Origin of the sequence: Blautia sp. HCN-20427 (assembly GCF_037890365.1) — a bacterium.
Classification (GTDB): domain Bacteria; phylum Bacillota; class Clostridia; order Lachnospirales; family Lachnospiraceae; genus Blautia.
On sequence record NZ_JBBKBX010000015.1, the window covers coordinates 1 to 21,478 of the forward strand.

At 45.3% G+C, this 21,478-nt stretch carries 22 protein-coding genes and 2 pseudogenes; 21 read left to right on the top strand and 3 right to left on the bottom strand.

Translation table 11 applies throughout. The annotated features are described in order from the left end of the window. From WKT17_RS10165 to xerD, 17 genes and pseudogenes are all read left to right on the top strand, one after another. The coding region (locus WKT17_RS10165; protein ID WP_340272676.1) for a sigma-70 family RNA polymerase sigma factor at window positions 1-301 on the top strand (301 nt) is incomplete at its 5' end. 94 nt (window positions 302-395) lie between these two features. After that, window positions 396-821, top strand: coding sequence for a sigma-70 family RNA polymerase sigma factor (locus WKT17_RS10170; protein WP_000323895.1), 426 nt, complete (start codon window positions 396-398; stop codon window positions 819-821). A gap of 83 nt (window positions 822-904) precedes the next feature. Next, window positions 905-1,379 (top strand): annotated as a pseudogene (locus tag WKT17_RS10175) (RNA polymerase sigma factor). A gap of 154 nt (window positions 1,380-1,533) precedes the next feature. Then, window positions 1,534-2,566: pseudogene (locus WKT17_RS10180) on the top strand (AAA family ATPase). 517 nt (window positions 2,567-3,083) lie between these two features. After that, on the top strand, window positions 3,084-4,049 hold the full coding sequence (gene mobV, locus WKT17_RS10185) for a MobV family relaxase (protein WP_001820668.1): 966 nt from the start codon (window positions 3,084-3,086) through the stop codon (window positions 4,047-4,049). Window positions 4,050-4,057: 8 nt separating this feature from the next. Further along, window positions 4,058-4,912, top strand: a complete 855-nt coding sequence (locus tag WKT17_RS10190; protein WP_000743700.1) for a ParB/RepB/Spo0J family partition protein — start codon at window positions 4,058-4,060, stop codon at window positions 4,910-4,912. Between the two features lie 45 nt (window positions 4,913-4,957). Beyond that, window positions 4,958-5,188, top strand: a complete 231-nt coding sequence (locus tag WKT17_RS10195) for a YdbC family protein (RefSeq protein ID WP_001206986.1) — start codon at window positions 4,958-4,960, stop codon at window positions 5,186-5,188. 71 nt (window positions 5,189-5,259) lie between these two features. Beyond that, window positions 5,260-5,451: a hypothetical protein gene (locus WKT17_RS10200; protein WP_001820669.1), complete on the top strand. Its 192-nt coding sequence runs from the start codon at window positions 5,260-5,262 to the stop codon at window positions 5,449-5,451. A 54-nt stretch (window positions 5,452-5,505) separates the two neighbouring features. Beyond that, on the top strand, window positions 5,506-7,362 hold the full coding sequence (locus tag WKT17_RS10205) for a recombinase family protein (RefSeq protein ID WP_001820670.1): 1,857 nt from the start codon (window positions 5,506-5,508) through the stop codon (window positions 7,360-7,362). 121 nt (window positions 7,363-7,483) lie between these two features. Beyond that, entirely contained in the window at window positions 7,484-8,074 is a 591-nt protein-coding gene (locus tag WKT17_RS10210; RefSeq protein WP_294542883.1) for a heterodisulfide reductase-related iron-sulfur binding cluster, read from the top strand. A gap of 63 nt (window positions 8,075-8,137) precedes the next feature. Beyond that, window positions 8,138-8,650 (top strand): adenylate kinase, encoded by a 513-nt coding sequence (locus tag WKT17_RS10215; RefSeq protein WP_173747391.1) that lies wholly within the window; start codon window positions 8,138-8,140, stop codon window positions 8,648-8,650. A 43-nt stretch (window positions 8,651-8,693) separates the two neighbouring features. Beyond that, window positions 8,694-9,113: a nuclear transport factor 2 family protein gene (locus tag WKT17_RS10220; RefSeq protein ID WP_294542880.1), complete on the top strand. Its 420-nt coding sequence runs from the start codon at window positions 8,694-8,696 to the stop codon at window positions 9,111-9,113. A 330-nt stretch (window positions 9,114-9,443) separates the two neighbouring features. Beyond that, complete coding sequence (recA, locus tag WKT17_RS10225; protein ID WP_173747520.1) at window positions 9,444-10,535, top strand: recombinase RecA; 1,092 nt, start codon at window positions 9,444-9,446, stop codon at window positions 10,533-10,535. A gap of 14 nt (window positions 10,536-10,549) precedes the next feature. Continuing rightward, window positions 10,550-11,152: a regulatory protein RecX gene (locus WKT17_RS10230; protein WP_173747393.1), complete on the top strand. Its 603-nt coding sequence runs from the start codon at window positions 10,550-10,552 to the stop codon at window positions 11,150-11,152. Between the two features lie 115 nt (window positions 11,153-11,267). Further along, window positions 11,268-12,827 (top strand): ribonuclease Y, encoded by a 1,560-nt coding sequence (gene rny / locus WKT17_RS10235; protein ID WP_173747394.1) that lies wholly within the window; start codon window positions 11,268-11,270, stop codon window positions 12,825-12,827. 99 nt (window positions 12,828-12,926) lie between these two features. Beyond that, window positions 12,927-13,496 carry a stage II sporulation protein M gene (locus tag WKT17_RS10240; RefSeq protein WP_173747395.1) on the top strand — a complete coding sequence of 190 codons (570 nt, stop codon included), beginning with the start codon at window positions 12,927-12,929 and terminating at the stop codon, window positions 13,494-13,496. 182 nt (window positions 13,497-13,678) lie between these two features. Continuing rightward, complete coding sequence (xerD, locus tag WKT17_RS10245) at window positions 13,679-14,563, top strand: site-specific tyrosine recombinase XerD (protein ID WP_173747396.1); 885 nt, start codon at window positions 13,679-13,681, stop codon at window positions 14,561-14,563. 73 nt (window positions 14,564-14,636) lie between these two features. On the opposite strand, the gene WKT17_RS10250 is transcribed toward xerD, so the two are convergent. Both WKT17_RS10250 and WKT17_RS10255 read right to left on the bottom strand, forming a co-directional pair. Next, window positions 14,637-15,668: a 3-deoxy-7-phosphoheptulonate synthase gene (locus WKT17_RS10250; protein ID WP_173747397.1), complete on the bottom strand. Its 1,032-nt coding sequence runs from the start codon at window positions 15,666-15,668 to the stop codon at window positions 14,637-14,639. A gap of 109 nt (window positions 15,669-15,777) precedes the next feature. Then, on the bottom strand, window positions 15,778-17,097 hold the full coding sequence (locus tag WKT17_RS10255; RefSeq protein ID WP_173747398.1) for a polysaccharide biosynthesis protein: 1,320 nt from the start codon (window positions 17,095-17,097) through the stop codon (window positions 15,778-15,780). A gap of 130 nt (window positions 17,098-17,227) precedes the next feature. Between WKT17_RS10255 and WKT17_RS10260 the strand changes: the two genes are divergently transcribed. The 4 genes from WKT17_RS10260 to mnmA are packed head-to-tail and all read left to right on the top strand — an operon-like array spanning window position 17,228 to window position 20,459. Further along, window positions 17,228-17,680 carry an RrF2 family transcriptional regulator gene (locus tag WKT17_RS10260; protein WP_173747399.1) on the top strand — a complete coding sequence of 151 codons (453 nt, stop codon included), beginning with the start codon at window positions 17,228-17,230 and terminating at the stop codon, window positions 17,678-17,680. 15 nt (window positions 17,681-17,695) lie between these two features. Next, the gene (gene nifS, locus WKT17_RS10265) at window positions 17,696-18,889 is read left to right on the top strand and encodes a cysteine desulfurase NifS (RefSeq protein ID WP_173747400.1); all 1,194 of its coding nucleotides are present in this window, start codon (window positions 17,696-17,698) and stop codon (window positions 18,887-18,889) included. Between the two features lie 41 nt (window positions 18,890-18,930). Then, a complete protein-coding gene (nifU, locus tag WKT17_RS10270; protein ID WP_173747401.1) occupies window positions 18,931-19,374 on the top strand; it encodes a Fe-S cluster assembly scaffold protein NifU in 444 nt (147 codons plus the stop codon). After that, entirely contained in the window at window positions 19,374-20,459 is a 1,086-nt protein-coding gene (gene mnmA / locus WKT17_RS10275) for a tRNA 2-thiouridine(34) synthase MnmA (protein ID WP_294542769.1), read from the top strand. The genes nifU and mnmA overlap by 1 nt, the downstream gene beginning before the upstream one ends. An 85-nt stretch (window positions 20,460-20,544) precedes the next feature. Here mnmA and WKT17_RS10280 read toward each other — a convergent pair whose 3' ends face one another. After that, window positions 20,545-21,345 (bottom strand): histidinol-phosphatase HisJ family protein, encoded by an 801-nt coding sequence (locus WKT17_RS10280; RefSeq protein ID WP_294542767.1) that lies wholly within the window; start codon window positions 21,343-21,345, stop codon window positions 20,545-20,547. Window positions 21,346-21,478: the final 133 nt, after the last annotated feature.

Here is a 21,478-nt window from a genome sequence, read left to right on the forward strand (position 1 = left end):
AGATACAAAGAATAGACTGCTATCTCTCGACGGATTTACGGACAGCGAGGGGAATCCTCTGGACTTTATCACTGATGAAGCGGTGGACATTGCAGAAACCGTTGTCAATGCGGTCATGGTGGACAGGCTGAAAGCCGCCCTGCCTTTGCTGTCGGATAGTGAACAGGAGCTGATACAGGCAATCTTTTTTGACGGACTTTCCGAGCGTGAAGTCGGGGCGAGGTTGGGCATAACCCAGAGCGTTGTAAACAAACGCAAAGCCAGAATCCTAATAAAACTAAGAAAGATAATAGAAAATTAAAATTTAAGGCGTTCAGCCCCCTTGTTTTTTCCTTTGGGAAGATGAGGGGGCTTTTCTCTGCCCTCTCAATCAATTCTGATTGGAGGAAGTAAGAATGGCATACAACCACGGACGGGAGGACAGGAAATGGCGTATCTGGAAAGAAGCGGAGGAAAAGCTGCTGCGTGAGTGCGGCGTTGATGAAGCGACCATTGAGCAGATACGCATGGCGGACAGGGCAGACTTCAATTCCAACAGGCGGTTTTACCGATGGACGAATGACGTTGCGGAATATCTTGAGGACATGGCAGGCAGGGAGCGGCAGGCGGAAGTGGGTACGGTTGCGGAGTTACTGGAAGAGATTGAGAGCGAAAATCTCTATCAAGTATTAGTCACGGTGGACGGGCGTACCTTGAAAATCGTCCTGCTGAAAATGCAGGGGTATTCCACAAAGGAGATTGCCCCGCTTGTGCATTTGACGACTGGTGCCATCTATGCGAGGTTAGACCATCTGCGGAAGAAGCTGCGGAAAATTTTATAGCTTCTAAAACAGCCTGCCATCCTGCGGGCTACTGGGTGAGGGATGGAAATCCCCTCACTCATTTTTTGCAGGAGGACAACAGGATGGCATACAGGGTTAAGGCATACACGCTTCGGGAGGAATCCACGGAAAGCGGCACAAGGTATTTTATCAGCTTTAAGGACGGGCAGGGCAAATCCCACGAGTTGGAAGTGTCGGAACAGTTCTTTATGGAGTTTCGGCAGATGGAGCGCAGGAACAGGAATCTTTTCTAATGGGACGAGCGGCACAGGGAGTTTAACGAGGTATGGGACGAAACCCTTTACAGACGGGCGTTGCGTGTGCCTAAGAGCCTTGATGAACGCATGGTTGAGGAAGAACGGAATGAAACGCTCTATAAGGCGGTTGGGAGCCTTCCAGAGATACAAAGGCGGCGTTTCCTGCTCTACTACGAGTATGAGTTCAATTTTTACCAAATCGCCGCTATGGAGCATTGCACCGCTTCGGCAATACAGAAATCTGTTGCGATTGCAAAGGAGAAAGTAAAGGCGGAAATTGAAGAAATATCTCCAACCGTGACCGACACCGCCCGAAAAAGAAATCTGTTTTTTATTTGTGTGGGATTGGCGGCATTACATACTCTCACTTTTTTCCGTGGGAGTAAATCTATTTTTAAGGAGGTCAACGCCTATGTGCAACGAAAACAAAGACACCGCCCGAAAGGAGGAAAGCCATGCAGAAGTTACAGACAGTCAACGCCGAAACGCTCCTTTATGAACCGCTTGAGAAACCATCCTTTGTGGTGGACAGCCTTATCCCGACAGGCTTATCGCTGTTCTGCGGCTCACAGAAGATAGGCAAAAGCTGGCTCATGCTGAAGCTATGCTTATGCGTGTCGCAGGGAATCCCTTTATGGGATATGCCGACAATGGAGGGCGATGTGCTTTACCTCTGCCTTGAGGACACGTTCTGTCGCATACAGGACAGGTTATTTCGTTTGACGGACGAAGCAAGCGGGCGGCTCCACTTTGCCGTGGCAAGCTGCAAGCTGTCAGACGGTCTTATCGTGCAGCTTGAAGATTATCTGAAAGATTACCCAGACAGCAGGCTCATTGTCATTGATACCTTGCAGAAAGTCCGTACAGCTTCAAAAGACAATGCCTATGCAAGCGACTATGGGGACATCTCCCTCATCAAAGACTTTGCCGACAGGCACTCTCTGGCGGTCATTGTCGTACACCACATCCGAAAGCAGAATGACAGCGACGTGTTCAACAAGGTGTCTGGGACGACAGGATTAACGGGGAGTGCGGACGCTACCTTTGTTCTGGAAAAGGAGAAACGTGCGTCTGACACCGCCAAGCTGTATGTGACGGGCAGGGACACGCCTTATCAGGAATACACGCTGCGTTTCCGTGATTGCCGTTGGGAGCTTGTGGAGCGGAAAACGCAGGAGCAGCTTGCGAAAGAAACGATACCAGATGTCCTTTTTCGGTTGGTGGATTTTATGAGGGATAAGGAAGAATGGATAGGCACGGCAACGGAACTGTTAGCCGCTATGGGGGAAACGGAAACCATACCCACGGTGATTACGAAATGGCTGAATGAATACCGCACCACATTTTTAAGCGAGAACCGTATCTGCTACCAGTACAGCCGCAGGAAAGACGGCAGGCGGATTGCCCTTGCAAGGAGGGCGGGTGACAGCGGTGATGGTGGTGACAGCGATATTAGGATACCCCCCTGTTACTGTCATTGACGCTTAAAGCCATGTAAAGCTGGCGGCTCTGCCCTGCGGGTGACAGCAGTGACGGTGGTGACAGTGATTTTAGGATACCCTGCCGCTGTCATCCCTACGGGAGAACACCCCGTAAACGCAAAATGCAGGCGTGAGATTTACTCGCCCTTTTCGGTCGTGTAAAACCACCCCTGCGGTCAGAAAAATCATTCCGATTTTTCCGACTGCGTTTACAGGGTGTAACACACTACACTTTGCCCTGCAAAGTCGTGTGCCAGACGTTCCCTCTGGACTCCCTTAAGGCAGGGCTGTGCCCTGCTATCCTACGCCTTACGGCTTCGGATAAAAGAATGGCGGCATGACGGTGACGGCTCTTGCGAGGGGGGTATCCCAAAAACACCGTCATCATCGACATGACCGTCATGCAGGGGGTGAGGGTGACAGTTGCGGCAGTCGGCAGGGGGTATCCCAAAACTGCTGTCACCACCGTCACCGCTGTCACCCCAAAGGACGGTCACCCGCCGAAAGAAAGGAGGAATCCGCCTATGCCTTATGCAATCCTGCGTTTCCAGAAACGAAAAGCGGGCGGCGTTGCGGCTTGTGAACGCCACAACGAGCGGAAGAAAGAAGCCTACAAAAGCAACCCAGATATAGATATGGAACGCTCTAAAAACAATTACCATCTCATAGCACCACCAAAGTACACCTACAAGAAAGAGATTAACCGCATGGTAGCCGAAGCGGGGTGCAGGACAAGGAAAGACAGCGTGATGATGGTGGAAACGCTCATCACAGCTTCACCAGAATTTATGAACCAGTTACCGCCCGAAGAACAAAAAGCGTATTTCCAGACGGCTCTTGACTTCATTTCGGAGCGTGTTGGAAAGCAGAATATCCTCTCCGCTGTCGTCCATATGGACGAGAGAACGCCCCATATGCACCTCTGCTTTGTGCCGATTACGCCAGACAATAAGCTGTCAGCGAAAGCTATCTTAGGCAACCAGAAATCATTATCCGAGTGGCAGACCGCCTACCATGAGCGGATGTCCTCACGGTGGAATCAGCTTGAACGGGGGCAGTCCTCAATGGAAACCAAGCGGAAACACGTCCCCACATGGCTCTATAAATTAGGCGGCAGGCTTGATAAACAGTATGAAGAAATCGTGTCTGCCCTATCCGACATCAACGCCTTTAACGCAGGGAAGAAAAGGGATAAAGCGTTAGATTTACTCTCTGCATGGCTGCCAGACGTGGAGAAATTCTCTAAGGAAATCGGGAAACAGCAGGCGTATATCGACAGTTTGAAAGAGAGAATTGGGCAGGAATCAGACTATGCGGGGCGTATGCGTGATGAAAAGTACGAGCAGGAACTAAAGGTGCAGAAAGCGAATCAGAAGATATTTGAATTGCAGAGAACCAACGAGCAGATGGGGCGGCTGCTGTCAAAAATACCGCCCGAAGTGTTGGAAGAATTGCAGAAAAATCATAGAAGCAGAGCGAAAGAAAGGTAGATATGTGAATGAAGAAACAGGATTTTAAGGTGTTAAAGACCAAAGACTTGTACCCGTTCCCCGACAATCCGTTTCATGTGGCAGAAGATGAAACACTGTCAGAGTTAGCGGAAAGCATCAAGGAATTTGGCATTGTCACGCCGATAATCACACGCCCGAAAGAGGACGGGGACGGTTATGAAGTGATTGCAGGACAGCGGCGTGTCCGTGCTTCTGAACTTGCAGGGATAAATACCGTGCCTGCGTTTGTCCTGCCCTTAGACCGTGACCGAGCCATCATCACCCTTGTAGACAGCAATTTGCAGCGTGAGAATATCCTGCCATCGGAGCGGGCGTTTGCTTACAAGATGAAATCCGAAGCCATGAAGCGGCAGGGTTTCCGCACAGACTTAACCTCGTCACAAGTTGTGACGAAGTTGCGGACGGACGACAAGGTGGCACAGGGCTTCGGCGTGGGCAGGATGACCGTGCAGCGTTTTATCCGCCTGACGGAACTGATACCGCCGATTTTGCAGATGGTGGACGAGGGGAAAATCGCCCTCACGCCTGCGGTGGAACTGTCCTTCTTGAAGAAAGACGAGCAGGAAAACCTCTTTGCCACGATGGAGAGCGAAGAAGCAACGCCCTCACTCTCACAGGCACAGCGGATGAAACAGTTAAGCCAGAGCGGGCGGCTTGACATGGATACGATATTTGCGATTATGACGGAGGAAAAGGGCAACCAGAAAGAAACCTTGAAAATCAACACAAGCAAGCTGAAAAAATACTTTCCGAAGAACACAACGCCGAAGCAGATGGAGGAAACCATCATCAAACTTTTGGAGCGTGAGTTGCAGAGGAAACGCAACCGTGACAGCCGCTAATCTTCTTTTTTCGGGAAGTAAATACAGAGAGTTGAGGTATGGAGAATGAGAGAAATCCAGTATGAAATCGTAAAGGAAATCGCAGTATTGTCTACGGGCGACAGTGGCTACACAAAGGAAATCAATCTCATTTCATGGAATGGGAAAGAGCCGAAGTATGACATCCGCAGCTTTTCCCCGAACCGTGAAAAGTGCGGCAAGGGAATCACGCTGAACGCTGATGAAGCGGCGGCACTCCTTAAAGCATTACAGAAAGAATTAAACAGCGAGGATTAATGGTATCTGATTGGCAGGGCGGGGACATTTCCAAACTCTTCCCTGCCCTGTCTGGAAAGGAAGATTTAAGTATGGGCGAGGATAAGAAAGCAGATAAAAAGAGAAAGCGTATCGTGCCAAAAGCACCAGTGCAGATGATAATCAGCCGTGAATATGTCGGCACACAGACCGTTACAGAAGCGTTTGTCCCGATTATCTCCGAGGATATTCGGAAGAAGATTGCCGAGGGCGACACCTTCGACAATGAGGGGCTGTCCGCTTAGAATGTACGCAATGGGACATGAAAACAGATAGGACAGATACGGAGGTTTTACAGTATGGCAGGAATCAAAGAAGAAAAGAAAATCTATTTAGTCGGCATTTATTGCCGCTTATCTAAAGACGATGGTACGGATAACGAGAGTGCGAGCATTGCGACACAGAAATCCATCCTCACGGATTATGTGAAAAAGCAGGGATGGCACATAGCAAAAACGTATGTGGACGATGGTTATTCTGGTACAAATTTCCAAAGACCAAGTTTCCAGAATATGATAAAAGACATTGAAAGCGGTCTGATAAACTGCGTGATTACGAAAGATTTATCCCGTCTGGGGAGAAACTATCTTGATTGTGGGTTATATCTGGAAGTTTTCTTCCCAGAGCATAACGTGAGGTATATAGCGGTCAATGACGGCGTAGATACCTTGAATAAATCTGCTATGGACATCACGCCTTTCCGCAACATTTTAAACGAAATGTATGCCGCTGACATATCTGTTAAGATAAAATCGGCATATCGGGCGAGGTTTCAACAGGGGAAATTCATGGGAACTACCGCCCCTTATGGCTATATCAAAGACCCTGCCGACCACAACCATCTGCTGATAGATGATAAAGTGGCACATGTTGTAAAAGAGATATTCGACCTTGCATTAAAAGGGAATGGAGTTGCCAAAATTTGCAGACATCTTAATAAACAGCATATCCTACGCCCTGCCGCTTATGCGGCGGAGCGTGGCGAAACAGGCTTTGAACGTCATTTTGAGGGGAACGAGGACAAACGCTATATTTGGAGTGGGAACAGCGTGAGGAGCATTTTAAGAAGCCCGATATATGCGGGAAATCTTGTAGGCTACAAACGGATTGCCGCCAATATGAAAAGCAAGAAACGCCCCTCTAAGCTGCCCGAAGAATGGGAAGTGATACCCAATACCCATGAGGGAATAGTCACGCAGGAGGAATTTGATATTGTCCAACAGCTTATTACAAGTCGTAGGCTTCCACAGAACAAGGGAGGATTTGTAAATATTTTTGCAGGCGTTATCAAGTGTGTGGACTGCGGATGTGCTCTGCGGGCAATGAACGTACACAGGAGGAAACGCCCAGAGATTATCGACTGTGTACAGTATTCATGTAATAATTATGCAAGAAACGGAAGAAGCGAGTGTAGTGCCCACAATATAGAAGCAAGGGATTTATTCAATGCCGTTCTTGCCGACATCAACTGTTTTGCGGATATGGCAGTGAATGATGAAAAGGCGGTCAGGGCCATAGAAAAGCGGCTCACGGAAACAGACCAGAGCAGGGCGAAAGCATTAGAGAAAGAACGTAAGAAGCTGAACAAACGCCTTGCGGAACTGGACAGGCTGTTTTCCTCTCTCTACGAGGATAAGGTCATGGAGCGTATTACCGAGCGGAATTTTGAGATGATGTCGGGGAAATACCAGAAAGAGCAGCTTGAAATTGAAGCAAGGCTGAAAGAGGTGACGGAAACTCTTAATGAAAGCTACGAGAAATCACGGGGAATCCGTGACTTCCTCGCCCTTATCCGAAATTATCAAGGCTTAAAAGAACTGGATGCAACAGTTATAAACGCACTCATAGACAAGATACTTGTTTCGGAGCGTGAGAAGATGGCAGACGGAACAGTGAAGCAGGAAATCAAGATTTACTATAAATTCATCGGCTTTGTCGATGAATTACATATCATACCTACAAAACGGTGGGCAGCAATGCCCGCTAAAAATTGTACGGTGTGCGGCGTTGAATATGTCCCGGGCTCTGGTGCATCAAGGTATTGTCCTGCTTGTGCCAAGAAGATACGGAGGGAGAAATCAAACGAGAGCAAACGCAGGAGCAGAGAACAGAAAAGGATAGCATGTATGAACTGTCCGCAAAAAATGACCGACTGAAGCGGCTCAGCCTGTACCGGTGATTCGGGAGAGCATTTCGCTGCAGGACATAGACAGAAAGAAATGCTATTTCAATCCGGGCTGCGCTTTAGGGCTGTACAAACCGGAGGTTCCTGAAAAAATGCTGAAACTTCTGCAGAAATATTTCGGAGAAGTAAAAATGCACAATATTTGCTGCAGAAACAATCCGAAACTGGAAGAAGGTTCTGTTATCATTAATAATTGTGCAGGATGCGACCGCCGCTTTCGTTCTTTGTATGAAGATATCTGCACAATTTCATACTGGGAAGTGTTGAATGGCATTGCAGACTTGCAGCTGCCGGATTATACAGGCCTTACAGTGTCTGTTCATGATTCCTGCGGTTATCGGCATAAGCCGCAGGTACATCGCGCAGTCAGAAATCTTTTGCGGAAAATGCATGTGGAAATCGTGGAAGAGGGGCTTACAGGGACTAAATCCGTGTGCTGCGGTGACAACTTTTACGGACTGGTTCCTAATGAGCAGGTGGAGAAACGGATACAGCTGCGGGCTTCCCAGCTATCCTGCCAGGATGTGGTGGTATATTGCATTGGCTGCGTGCGGGGGATGAATGCGGCGGGGAAAATCCCCCATTATCTGCCGGATATGCTGTTTGGCCGCAAGACAGAACTGATGTCGGATTCTCTGAACCAATATCACACAAAGCTTGCAGATTATATTGCGCGGCATTAAGAGAGGAATCATTTATCTGGTTTTGATAAGCGATGTCCATGGAGAAGCAAGGAGAGAAAAGCAATGATTCTTTTAATTACAGGCGCCTCTCACACAGGAAAGACCCTGTTGGCACAAAAACTTCTTGAAAAATACAAATACCCGTATCTGTCCATAGACCTTTTAAAGATGGGCTTAATCCGAAGCAAAAATACAGAGTTGACGCCCGAAGACGACGAAGAACTGGAGACATATCTGTGGCCCATTGTGCGGGAAATGGTGAAAACAGCCATTGAAAATAAGCAGAATCTGATTGTGGAGGGCTGTTACATTCCTCTTAACTGGAAAGAAGATTTTTCAGAAAAATATGCCAGGGAAATTCAGTGTTATTGTCTGGTGATGAGCAGAGATTATATCGAAAAAAATTTTTCGGATATAAAAAAGTATGCGAATGTGATTGAACAGCGCATGGACGACTGTGCGTGTACCAAAGAAATGGTCATGGCAGACAATAAACACTATTTAGAACAATGCAAAAAGTATGGCTGTAACTATATTTTGATTGAGGACGATTATCAGATAGAGGTAAGGCTGTAAAGACAGAAACGAAAATTTGGACAGGAAAAGGAGGTGGCTCTATATGAAAGAGCGGGAAGAAATCATTCGTCTGTGGTTTGCCATGTGGGTTCAGCAAAAAGATATGGGAATTCATAAAATCTTTACGGAAGATGTAGTATATATTGAAAGCTGGGGACCAAAATACACAAATTGCACTACGGTAAAGCACTGGTTTCAGGAGTGGAATGCCAGGGGACGAGTGCTTATATGGGAAATAAAACAATACTTCCATAAAGACAATCAAACGATTGCAGAATGGTATTTTAAAAATGAGATGAAGAATGGCAGCATAGACGAGTTTGACGGAATGTCTCTCATAGAATGGACAGCGGACAACAAAATCAAACTGCTGCAGGAATTTGGGTGTAACCGCAATCATTATAATCCTTATGAAAACAGCGCAATACCCAGATTCCGGAATGAAAAAGTGAATTGGTTTTAGCAAGGCAGGGAAAGAATAAAACATGAAAAAAGGCTTGATTTCCTCTTGACAGAACTTCTAAATGGGTTCATACTAAAAACACCTTTAAAACATTTTCTGAGTCTGTCACATTTAGTACATATCGAGAATATGGCTTCCTGTAACAGCTCCAACCTTTCAGTTTCAGACGGCATTCGCCGCAAAATCCACCTTATAAAAATAAAAGACAGGCAGGTGATTTCTGTGAAAAACAGTTGACAAGCAGGGAAAAGTGTACTATCATGAAATATATAAACGAACATAAGTTCGTGGTTTGAGAGCAGCAGGAAAAGGAGATTAAATATGGCACAGATGGTCAAAGAAGATAAATTAAAGGCTCTGGATGGAGCACTGGCACAGATTGAAAAGCAGTTTGGAAAAGGTTCTGTGATGAAACTGGGAGATTCCACAGCCAATATGAATGTGGAAACCGTTCCTACAGGTGCGCTGAGTCTGGATATTGCCCTTGGTCTGGGCGGGATTCCAAAGGGAAGAATTGTAGAGGTTTACGGACCGGAGTCCAGTGGTAAGACAACCGTAGCTCTTCATATGGTAGCAGAGGTACAGAAAAGAGGAGGAATTGCAGGATTTATTGATGCGGAGCATGCTCTGGATCCTGCTTATGCAAAAAATATCGGAGTAGATATCGACAATTTATACATTTCCCAGCCGGACAATGGCGAGCAGGCTCTGGAAATTACAGAAACCATGGTGCGTTCCGGCGCTGTGGACATTATCATTGTGGACTCTGTAGCCGCACTTGTGCCAAAGGCAGAGATTGAAGGCGATATGGGAGATTCCCATGTGGGGCTTCAGGCACGTCTTATGTCACAGGCTTTGAGAAAGCTGACAGCTCATATCAGCAAATCCAACTGTATTGTTATTTTCATTAACCAGCTTCGTGAAAAAGTGGGTGTTATGTTTGGAAATCCGGAAGTTACTACGGGTGGACGTGCACTGAAATTCTATTCTTCTATCCGTATGGATGTGCGCAGAATTGAGACACTGAAACAGGGCGGAGAAATGGTAGGAAACCGAACCAGAATCAAAGTCGTAAAAAACAAGATTGCGCCTCCGTTTAAGGAAGCCGAATTTGACATTATGTTTGGAGAAGGAATTTCCAGAGAAGGGGATATTTTGGATTTGGCGGCTAATATCGGCGTAGTGAATAAAAGTGGTGCATGGTATGCTTATAATGACGGAAAAATTGGACAGGGACGTGAAAATGCCAAGAAATATTTAAAAGAAAATCCGGAAATTTCCGAAGAAATCGAAAAGAAAGTGAGAGAATTCTATAGTCTGATTCCGAAAGAAGAAGGCGCGGAGGCGCAGAATGCAGACAGTACAAATACGGAGAAATCCGTAGAGGGTCTTCAGCCTGCAGAGCGTAATAAAGAAGATTAAGGAGGGGAACTTCCATGACGGTTACAGAGATAAAAGCTGTAACAAAACAGAAGTTTCAGGTGGAACTTGACGGGCAGGAGACCTTTGTTTTATACAGGGGTGAGTTGTCCCGCTATGGAATTGAGGAGGAGAGGGAACTTTCTCCGGAAGTATACCGGGAATTGGTGGAGGAGGTGCTTACAAAGAGGGCAAAGCTTCGAGCCATGCACCTTCTTCAGAAAATGGACCGGACAAAAGCAGATTTAAGAAGAAAACTGGAGCAGAGCGGTTATCCCGTCCAAGCCGTGGAAGCGGCTCTGGATTATGTGGAATCCTTCCACTATATTGACGATGCCCGCTATGCAGCCATGTATATAGAAAATCAAAAGAGCCGAAAAGGTATGGCGAGAATCCGCATGGAACTTGTACAAAAAGGCGTATCCTCAGAAATTATACAGCAGGCCTTTGAAGAAGCAGAGGAAAAGACAGATTCCAGGAGTGTCATCCGGCAGATGCTGGAGAAAAAACGAAGAGGGGAAGGCCCTTTGGAGGAAAAAGAGAAGCAGCGGTTATATGGCTTTTTTATGCGGAAAGGTTTTTCTTCTTCTGATATTTTGGCAGTTTTTCGCGAATTGTGAAATTACACAGAAATACGGTTTTTACTTCATGGTTTTCTGTTGACTTTTTTCAAAATTCAGTATAAAATTATACTGTTGTATCCGTACAATGAAAACTAAATAAGGAGGTGCTCCTGTGATAAGCTATGTAATAATTGCAATTGTTGCTGTAGCTGTTTCACTGCTGATTTCCATTCCGGTGACTGCAAATATTTCAGTGAAGAAAAAAGCGGAAAAAGATGCGGAAACTATCGGTACAGCGGAAGTGAAAGCAAGAAGCATTATAGATGAAGCATTGAAGACTGCTGAAACAAAAAAACGTGAAGCTCTCTTAGAAGCAAAAGAAGAAAATCTCCGAACCAAGAACGAGTTGGAAAAAGAGACAAAAGAGAGAAGAAACGAACTTCAGAAGTACGAAAAACGTGTTTTGTCGAAAGAAGAGGCTCTTGATAAGAAAGCAGATGCTTTGGAGAGAAGAGAAGCCGAGTACACAGCAAAGGAAGCAGAATTAAAGAAAAAAGAAAAGAAAGTCGATGAATTACAAGGACAGAGAGTACAGGAACTGGAAAGAATTTCAGGTCTGACCTCCGAACAGGCAAAAGATTATCTGTTGAAAACTGTTGAAGACGAAGTAAAAATTGACACCGCCAAGCTTTACAAAGAATTGGAAAGCAAGGCAAAAGAAGAAGCCGATAAAAAGGCGAAAGAGTATGTAGTAACTGCGATTCAGAAATGTGCAGCAGACCATGTGGCAGAAGCGACAATTTCTGTTGTACAGCTTCCGAGTGATGAGATGAAAGGTCGTATCATCGGACGTGAAGGACGAAACATCCGAACACTGGAGACGCTGACAGGTGTGGATTTGATTATTGATGACACTCCTGAGGCTGTGGTGTTATCCGGATTTGACCCTATCCGAAGAGAAGTCGCCCGAATTGCTCTGGAAAAATTGATTGTAGACGGACGTATTCATCCGGCAAGAATTGAAGAAATGGTTGAAAAGGCTCAAAGAGAAGTTGAATCTATGATGAGAGAAGAAGGAGAAGCAGCGGCACTGGAAGTTGGTGTCCATGGTATTCATCCGGAACTCATTCGTCTTCTGGGCCGCATGAAGTTCCGCTCCAGCTACGGACAGAATGCATTGAAACATTCTATCGAAGTGGCACAGCTGGCAGGTTTGCTGGCAGGCGAAGTAGGAACAGATATACGAATGGCGAAAAGAGCAGGTCTGCTCCATGACATTGGTAAGTCTATCGACCATGAGGTAGAAGGCTCCCATATTCAGATTGGTGCTGACTTATGTAGAAAATATAAAGAATCACAGATTGTGATTAATGCTGTAGAGTCCCATCACGGCGATGTGGAACCTACATCCCTGGTTGCCTGTATTGTACAGGCTGCAGACGCAATTTCTGCGGCAAGACCAGGTGCGAGAAGAGAAACTTTAGAAACTTATACCAACAGATTAAAACAGTTAGAAGACATTACAAACTCCTTTAAGGGAGTAGATAAATCTTTTGCTATTCAGGCAGGAAGGGAAATTCGTGTTATGGTAGTACCGGAGCATGTTACAGATGCGGATATGGTACTTTTGGCCAGAGACATTTCCAAACAGATTGAAGCAGAACTGGAATATCCGGGACAGATTAAAGTAAACGTAATCCGCGAATCAAGAGTTGTAGATTATGCCAAGTAATAAAATCGACTGAAACGATGAAAAAGAAAAGACCCCAAGGGAGAGTAATCCGGGGTCTTTTTTCTTTTGGGAAAACATAGACTGTAATGGGTGAAGAGAATGAAAAAATATAGTAAAATGTTTTCCATATTATATATGGCAGGGTTTGCAGCGGGAATTGTGTGCACGAATCTGCTTTTTGAGAAGACGGGCTATCAGAGCAGTCTTTTGTCCATATATCTGGCGGATGCAGTGCAGAAGGAGACAGAAAAGGCAGGTCTTTTCGGAGAATTGCTGGTAAGAAGAGGAGTCTTTTTTGGATTTGGAACCATTTGTGGTCTGACTGCGGTGGGAGTTCCGCTGGTTGCCATGAGTCTTATCTGGTTTGGATTTCTGGCGGGAAGTCTTATGACAACATTTTTGCTGGAATACGGTATTCGGGGAATTTTCCTGGGAATTATATCCTTTGTGCCCCAGATGTTTTTTTATGTTCCGGGTTGGTTGATTTTTTTCTTTTCTGTAATACAGATGAGTCAGAAATTTTGGGGAAACCGGAAAAGAGAGTCGGCAGACTATCGGGCCTATTTCTTTTTTCTTTCCTTGGCAGCCGTGTGCCTGCTTTTGGGAATCTGGCAGGAAAGTTATGTTAATCAAAATCTTTTAAACTATATTTGGAAAAAATGGGTTTGAGTTCATAAAAAATTAATATTTAGCAACTTACCACATGTGGTATTTGAGTAAAAATAATCGTTCGATATGTTGTGTAAAAGGGGAAAACCTTTTAAAAACAGGGATTTTTGTTAAATTAAGGTTTGATTTTTGTGTGATATATGATATATAATCAAACTATGCCTACAGAAGGGGAATGAAATATGAAGTGCGAAATAGAAGAGTTTATTGGCTATTTACATAATACCAGAGGCACTTCCAAAAATACAGAAGTTTCATATGAACGTGATTTGAAAAAGCTGGAGCGTTTTTTGACAGAGGAGAAAATAGAGAGTGTAGAGCAAGTCAATGCCACACTTTTGAACTCTTATGTTATGTACATGGAGAGAAAGAATTTTGCAGCGTCATCTATTTCCAGAAGTATTGCTTCTATCAGAGCGTTTTTTCATTTTTTATGTCAGACAAGAAGCTGGAAAGAAAATCCGGCTGAGCATTTGAAAGCACCGAAGATAGAGAAAAAAATGCCTGGTATTCTCACGATAGATGAAGTGGATTTGCTTTTGAAGCAGCCGCGGGAAAACACGGCAAAGGGAATCCGGGACAGAGCTATGCTGGAACTTTTGTATGCCACTGGTATCAGAGTAAGTGAATTAATCAGCCTTACCTTAAAAGATATTAATTTGAAACTGGGATATATTACCTGCAGCAGCGGGGAGAAGGAGCGAGTGATTCCATTTGGAAGTGCTGCGAAAAGGTCTGTGGAACATTATATGGAAGGGGCCAGGGCAGAACTTTTAGGTTCTCAGGAAAGTGAAATGTTGTTTTTAAACTGTTCCGGGAAATCTATGAGCCGTCAGGGGTTCTGGAAGGTACTGAAAAGCTATGCGGAGGCAGCAGGTATTCAGCAGGACATTACACCTCATACCCTGCGCCATTCTTTTGCCGCCCATCTGGTACAGAATGGTGCGGATTTAAAAAGTGTTCAGGAAATGATGGGACATTCAGACATTTCCACCACCCAGATTTACATGAATATGAACATGAATAAGATTCGGGATGTGTATATGAAAGCGCACCCCAGAAGATAAAAAGCAAGAAAAAGCCCTTTGGGGTATGCCAAGAGAAAGGTATACGCTCAAAGGGTTTTGTTTTGTACGGATATCAGCAGAGTTCTGCAATGGTATAGATGAGTTTTTCGGTATCTTCCCAGCCAAGGCAGGGGTCTGTGATAGATTTGCCGTAAACGTGGTCAGGACCGATTTTCTGGCTTCCTTCTACCAGGTAACTTTCAATCATAACGCCTTTTACCAGATTACGGATATCCGGGGAGACCAGACGACTGTGGAGTACTTCTTTTACAATGCGAATCTGCTCCTTGAATTTTTTGCCGGAGTTGGAGTGGTTGGCATCAATGATGGCAGCAGGATTTGCCAAGTCTTTTTCCCGGTACATATCCAGAAGACGCTGCAAATCTTCGTAATGATAGTTGGGAATCGTATTGCCATGTTTGCTGACGGCGCCTCTTAAAATGGTGTGGGTCAGAGGATTTCCCTCAGTAGCCACTTCCCAGCCTCTGGAGATAAAATCGTGTCCGGCTTGTGCTGCAATCACAGAATTTATCATAACGGAGAAATCACCGCTGGTAGGGTTTTTCATACCTGCCGGAATGTCCAGGCCGCTGACCATAAGGCGGTGCTCCTGATTTTCTACAGAACGGGCGCCGATGGCAACGTAGGAAAGTAGGTCAGAAAGATAATGCCAGTTATCGGGATAAAGCATTTCGTCAGCGGAAGTCAGACCTGTTTCGGCAAGAGAACGCAGGTGCATTCTGCGAATAGCCAGAATACCGGCCAGAACGTCAGGCTTAGCTTCCGGGTCAGGCTGATGCAGCATGCCTTTATAGCCCTCGCCTGTGGTGCGCGGTTTGTTGGTATAAATACGGGGTACCAGTACCACACGTTCTTTTACTTTTTCCTGCAGACGGGCCAGGCGGTTGGTGTATTCGCAGACAGATTCCTCGTTGTCTGCAGAGCAGGGACCTACAATGACAAGAAATTTGTCTGATTTTCCGGTGAAAATATCCTGAATCATGGTATCACGGATGGCTTTCGCTTTTTTTAATTTTTCGGGTACCGGAATTTGTTCTTTGACTTCATCCGGGGTGGGGAGTTGTTTGATGAATGAAAAACTCATGGCAGTCTCCTTTGTATTTCGTAATCAATATTCTTCAAAACCAAATTATAATACAAGAAAACAGTATTGTCGATAGTTTTGCACAAAATACTTCAAAACTTTAAAGCGATTATGTGTGAAAATAATCGCGAAGAAAATAAACAGACAAAAGTGTGGACAAAAGTTCGCTGACAATCAGTCCCCAAAGGTATCCGATAATGCCGTATTTTGGAATGACCAGGCAGACAAATGCCAGACGGACTCCAAGCCCCAGGGTATTCAGCAGGAAACTTTGGTTTACCAGCCCCAGACCATTTAAAATGCCGCCCAGGGTACCGGAGAGGTACAGGCAGGGACAGATAAAGGACAGGATTTTGATAAAGGTTCCGGCAAACTCGCTTTTGAAAAGAAGCAGCCCCAGGAAATTGCCTGCAAAATAGAAAAAGGCAGTAGACGCTGCCCCTAAAAGCAGACAGTATTTCATAGAAAGAAAGATACTGCGCCGGATGTGGTTGCGGTTGCCAACAGCCTGCTGCTCGGCTACAGAGGGAAGCAAAACCGTAGAAACGGCGTTGGTAATAGCAGAGGGAAAGAGTATCAGCGGCAGAGCCATTCCGGTGAGAGTCCCATAGACAGAAAGGGCAGAGGCATTGTCCAGTCCATACAGCCTAAGATGTCCGGGGATGAGCACAGACTCGATACTGTGCAGCAGATTGACTAAAAGCCGGTTGCAGGTCAGAGGAAAGGAGAGACAGACAATGGCTTTTATATCTGCAAAAGGCGATTTCATAAAGCGCAAAGAATATTGCTGTTTCTTATAATCCAAAAGAATAAAAAATCCGGAGAACACCATGGAGGCCAGTTCTCCGCCCAGAAGTCCGCTGACAGCCAGGGCGGGTGTAGGGGAAATTCCTTGTTCTGTCTGAATAAGAAAAAGAAGATAGGAAGTGCCAATACGAGCGCACTGTTCCAGAAGCTGCGCAGCAGCCGGAACGGCCAGTTTTTTCCGGGCAAAGCAGTAGCCGTTGACACAGGCATGAAAAGTTCCCATGGGAATGGAAAGAGCCATGATTTTTAAAAGGGGAGTACAGCTTTCTTCCAAGAGAATGTGCACTGCAAACCAGGAGGCATGACGGTACAGGAAAAAAGAGGACAGCAATGCAATCAAAACGGACAGGAAGGTGGAAAGGAGAAAAATATCTCTGGCTCCCTGCTCGTCTTTTAAGGCAGCTCTTGCGGCTGTAAATCTGGAGATTGCGGTCTGAATCCCTCCTACAGAGAGGGCAAAACACAGGGTATGGATGGGGAAAATAAGCTGGTAGATTCCCATGCCCTGCGCACCAATCACCTGGGAGAGGAATATTCTATAAATAAATCCCAGAATTTTTGTCAGGAATCCGGAGAGGGTTAAGAGCAGGGTTCCTTTTAAAAGCAGATGCCTGTCGTTCATAGTTTCACCGATTTTTCCTTTTTCCTAAATATATTCCCAAAAGGTGCTTGACAGAACAGAGGAAAGGTGATATTCTACTTCCAGATTAGAAATCCGACTAAAATAGTAGGAATTGAAAAGAGGCGATAAATTGAAACTTTCCACAAAGGGCAGGTATGGTCTGCGGGCGATGATTGACCTGGCGCTGTATAGTGATGAAGAGGCAGTGTCCATACAAAGTATTTCTGCCAGACAGAACATTTCCGACAATTATCTGGAACAGCTTGTGCGCAAGCTGAAGAAAGAGGGACTGGTGGTCAGCGTCCGGGGAGCCCAGGGTGGTTACAGACTGGCAAAGCCGGCAGATGAAATTTCGGTAGGAGATGTGCTAAGAGCTTTGGAGGGCAGCCTGGAGGCAGTTTCCTGCGGCGAGGGAAATAACCTTCACTGTCAGGGAGAAGACTTATGCGTGACCCGGTATGTCTGGCAGAGAATTAATCGAAGTATTCAGGAAACAGTGGATTCCATTATGATAAGCCAACTGGTAGAAGAAAGCCGCAAGGTGCGGGAAAAAGGACAAATTAAAGTGCAAAAATGTGATTAATAGGAGATGAAGATTATGAAGACGAGAATTTATCTGGATAATGCAGCAACTACAAAGACTTCTAAAGAAGTAGTAGATGCCATGCTTCCTTATTTTACAGAGGATTACGGAAATCCTTCCAGTATTTACGAAATTGGACAGAGAAGTAAAGAGGCTATTACAAAGGCCCGTGAGCAGATTGCACAGGTGATTGGCGCAAAAACGGAAGAAATTTATTTTACCGCAGGCGGCAGTGAGTCTGACAACTGGGCGTTAAAGGCGGCTTTTGAAGCATATTCAGGCAAGGGCAATCACATCATTACTACGAAAATTGAGCACCATGCGATTTTGCATACCTGCGAATATCTGGAAAAACAGGGCGCCAGAATCACCTACCTGGATGTAGATGAAAACGGTCTGGTAGATTTGGAGGAACTGCAGAAAGCCATCTGTCCAGAAACAATTCTGATTTCTGTTATGTTTGCCAACAATGAAATCGGAACCATTGAGCCGGTGAAGGAAATCGGTATGATTGCAAAAGAACATGGGGTACTTTTCCATACCGACGCAGTACAGGCATTTGGTCAGGTTCCCATTGATGTAAACGAGATGAACATTGATATGTTAAGTTCCAGTGCCCATAAGATTAACGGACCCAAGGGAATCGGCTTTCTCTATATCCGCAAGGGCGTGAAAATCCGTTCTTTTGTACACGGCGGTGCCCAGGAAAGAAAGAGAAGAGCCGGAACGGAAAATGTACCGGGAATTGTAGGTTATGGTGTGGCTGCCAAAAGAGCGGCAGAGAGCATGGAAGAGCGCACAAAAAAGGAAAGAGAACTGAGAGATTATCTTATTGAGAGAGTCTTAAAAGAGGTTCCTTATGTAAAATTAAACGGAGACCCGGTAAAACGTCTTCCGAATAATATGAATTTCAGTTTCCGGTTTATCGAAGGGGAATCCCTGCTGATTATGCTGGATATGAAAGGAATTGCAGGTTCCAGTGGTTCTGCATGTACTTCCGGTTCCTTAGACCCTTCTCATGTACTTCTGGCTATCGGCCTGCCTCATGAGATTGCACACGGTTCTCTGCGTCTGACTCTTGGGGAAGACATTACGAAGGAAGACTTGGATTACACTCTGGAGCAGATAAAAGAAATCGTGGGAAGACTGCGGGAACTGTCCCCGTTATATGAAGATTTTGTAAGAAAACAGGAAAAACAGAAACAGTAAGAAAAATAAGAGAATTTTTTGAATAAACGGAGGAATTTATTATGTACAGTGAAAAAGTTATGGACCATTTTCAGAATCCAAGAAATGTAGGAGAAATCGAAAATGCCAGTGGTGTGGGTACTGTAGGCAATGCAAAATGTGGAGATATTATGCGTATCTATCTGGATATTGACGAAAACCAGATTATCAGAGACTGTAAGTTCAAAACCTTTGGATGCGGTGCAGCAGTGGCCACTAGCAGCATGGCAACAGAACTGGTAAAAGGAAAAAACATTCAGGAAGCACTGCAGATAACCAATAAAGCGGTTATGGAAGCGCTGGACGGACTTCCGCCAGTGAAGGTGCACTGTTCTTTGCTGGCAGAAGAGGCTATTCATGCAGCATTATGGGATTATGCGGAAAAGAATGGAATCAAAATCGAGGGACTGACCAAACCGAAATCTGACATTCATGAGGGCGAAGAGGAAGAAGAGGAAGAATATTAATGGCAAAGAAAAAGGTAGTGGTAGGGATGTCCGGCGGTGTGGATTCCTCTGTGGCAGCCTGGCTTTTGAAACAGCAGGGGTATGATGTTATTGGCGTTACCATGCAGATATGGCAGGAGGAAGACCGGGAGTTTCAGGAAGAAAACGGGGGCTGTTGCGGTCTGAGCGCCGTAGACGATGCCAGAAGAGTAGCTCAAGTGCTGGATATTCCCTACTACGTCATGAATTTCAGAAAAGAGTTTAAAGAAAATGTCATTGATTACTTTACCAGAGAGTATCTGGAGGGCAGAACACCCAATCCCTGTATCGCCTGTAACCGTTATGTGAAATGGGAGTCCCTTTTAAAGAGAAGTCTGGATATTGGCGCCGATTACATTGCTACCGGACATTATGCCAGAGTGGAACAGCTGCCAAACGGCAGGTATGCTATCCGCAATTCGGTTACTGCAAAAAAAGACCAGACCTATGCGCTTTATAATCTGACACAGGAACAGCTTTCCAGAACATTGATGCCGGTGGGAGACTACACAAAAGACGAAATCCGCCGTATGGCAGAGGAAGCCGGACTTCCCGTGGCACATAAAAAGGACAGTCAGGAAATCTGTTTTGTGCCGGATAATGACTATGCAGGTTTTATTGAGAAGCATACAGGCAGAAAAACAGAAAAGGGTAATTATGTCCTGGAAGACGGCAGTGTTATCGGGCAGCACCAGGGAATTATCCATTACACCATTGGCCAGAGAAAAGGTTTGAATCTTGCCATGGGTCATCCCGTTTTTGTGACGGAAATCCGTCCTGAGAGCAACGAGGTAGTCATTGGAGAAAATGAAGATTTATTCGTATATAGTCTGCTTTGCGACAGGGTGAATTTTATGGCCATGGAAAAGCTGGAGGAGGGCAGAAATCTTACAGCAAAAATTCGTTATAATCATTCGGGTGCACCTTGTACACTAAAGGATGCAGGTGACGGAAAGGTAATAGTGACTTTTCAAGAACCTCAAAGAGCCATCACGCCGGGACAGGCTGTCGTCTTTTATCAGGGCGAATATGTGGCAGGAGGCGGCATTATTCTGGGAAAAGCATAAAGAATAGGCAGATAAGAAAAAGGGCTGCTGTATCAGAGGAAAATCGTCTGATACGGCAGCCTTTTTGAGACTGGAAATCTGGTTTTTAAAGCTTTATAAATTCCGGTTTTCTCTTTTTAAAAATGGTATAATACCGGAATCCACAGGCTTTTAACAGCTCGCCCATTTTTGGAAAATCGTAAGCCATATGTTCCGGTGTATGGCCGTCAGAGCCCAGCGTCAGAATTTCCCCTCCCAGTTCCCGGTAGCGAGTCAGAATATCCTCTGTGGGGTTTGGGTGACCCAGTCCATATTTAAAGCCCGCACTGTTACATTCCAGTCCAATGCCCTTTTCAATCAGAGTTTTGAGAATTTCGTCCAGAATATCCCTGTAAGCCCAGTAAGAATAATCTTTGTTTTTCTCAGGGCCGTAGCGTACCACATAGTCAATATGCCCACAGGTATCAAAGCAGGAGAAAGTTTTCAGGTTTTCCAGAACCACTTCAAAATACCGATGGTAGGCCTGGTACTGGGTTCTGCCCTCATAAAAATCTTTCTTATAGGGGTCCAGACGGTCGGCTACATGGACGGAGCCGATGAGAAAGTCAAAGTCAGAAGAAGTGGCAAGGGTCGGAATTTCCTTTTTTAAATGAGGCTGAAGTCCCATTTCGAGACCGAAAAACACAGAGATGGTATCTGCGTATTTTTCTTTCAGTTCCCGGCAGGTTTTTTCGTAGGCAGGCAAATCAACCAGAAAGTTCAGCTCTCCCGGGGGAAAATCCAAATCCATATGTTCTGTAAAGCAGATACCGGGAAGCCCCAGGGCAATGCCTCTTTGAATCATGGACTCCATAGGAGCCTGGCTGTCACTGGAAAAAGAGGTATGCAGATGAAAATCATAATACATGGCAAAACTCCTTTACTGTAAAATATGCTTTTTTCTACATTATAAACGCTGATTTGCAGGGGTTTCAAGTGGTATTACAGGAAATTGCTATTTCATAAAAAGGAATTTTGAAAATAGACTTGAATTTTTGGAT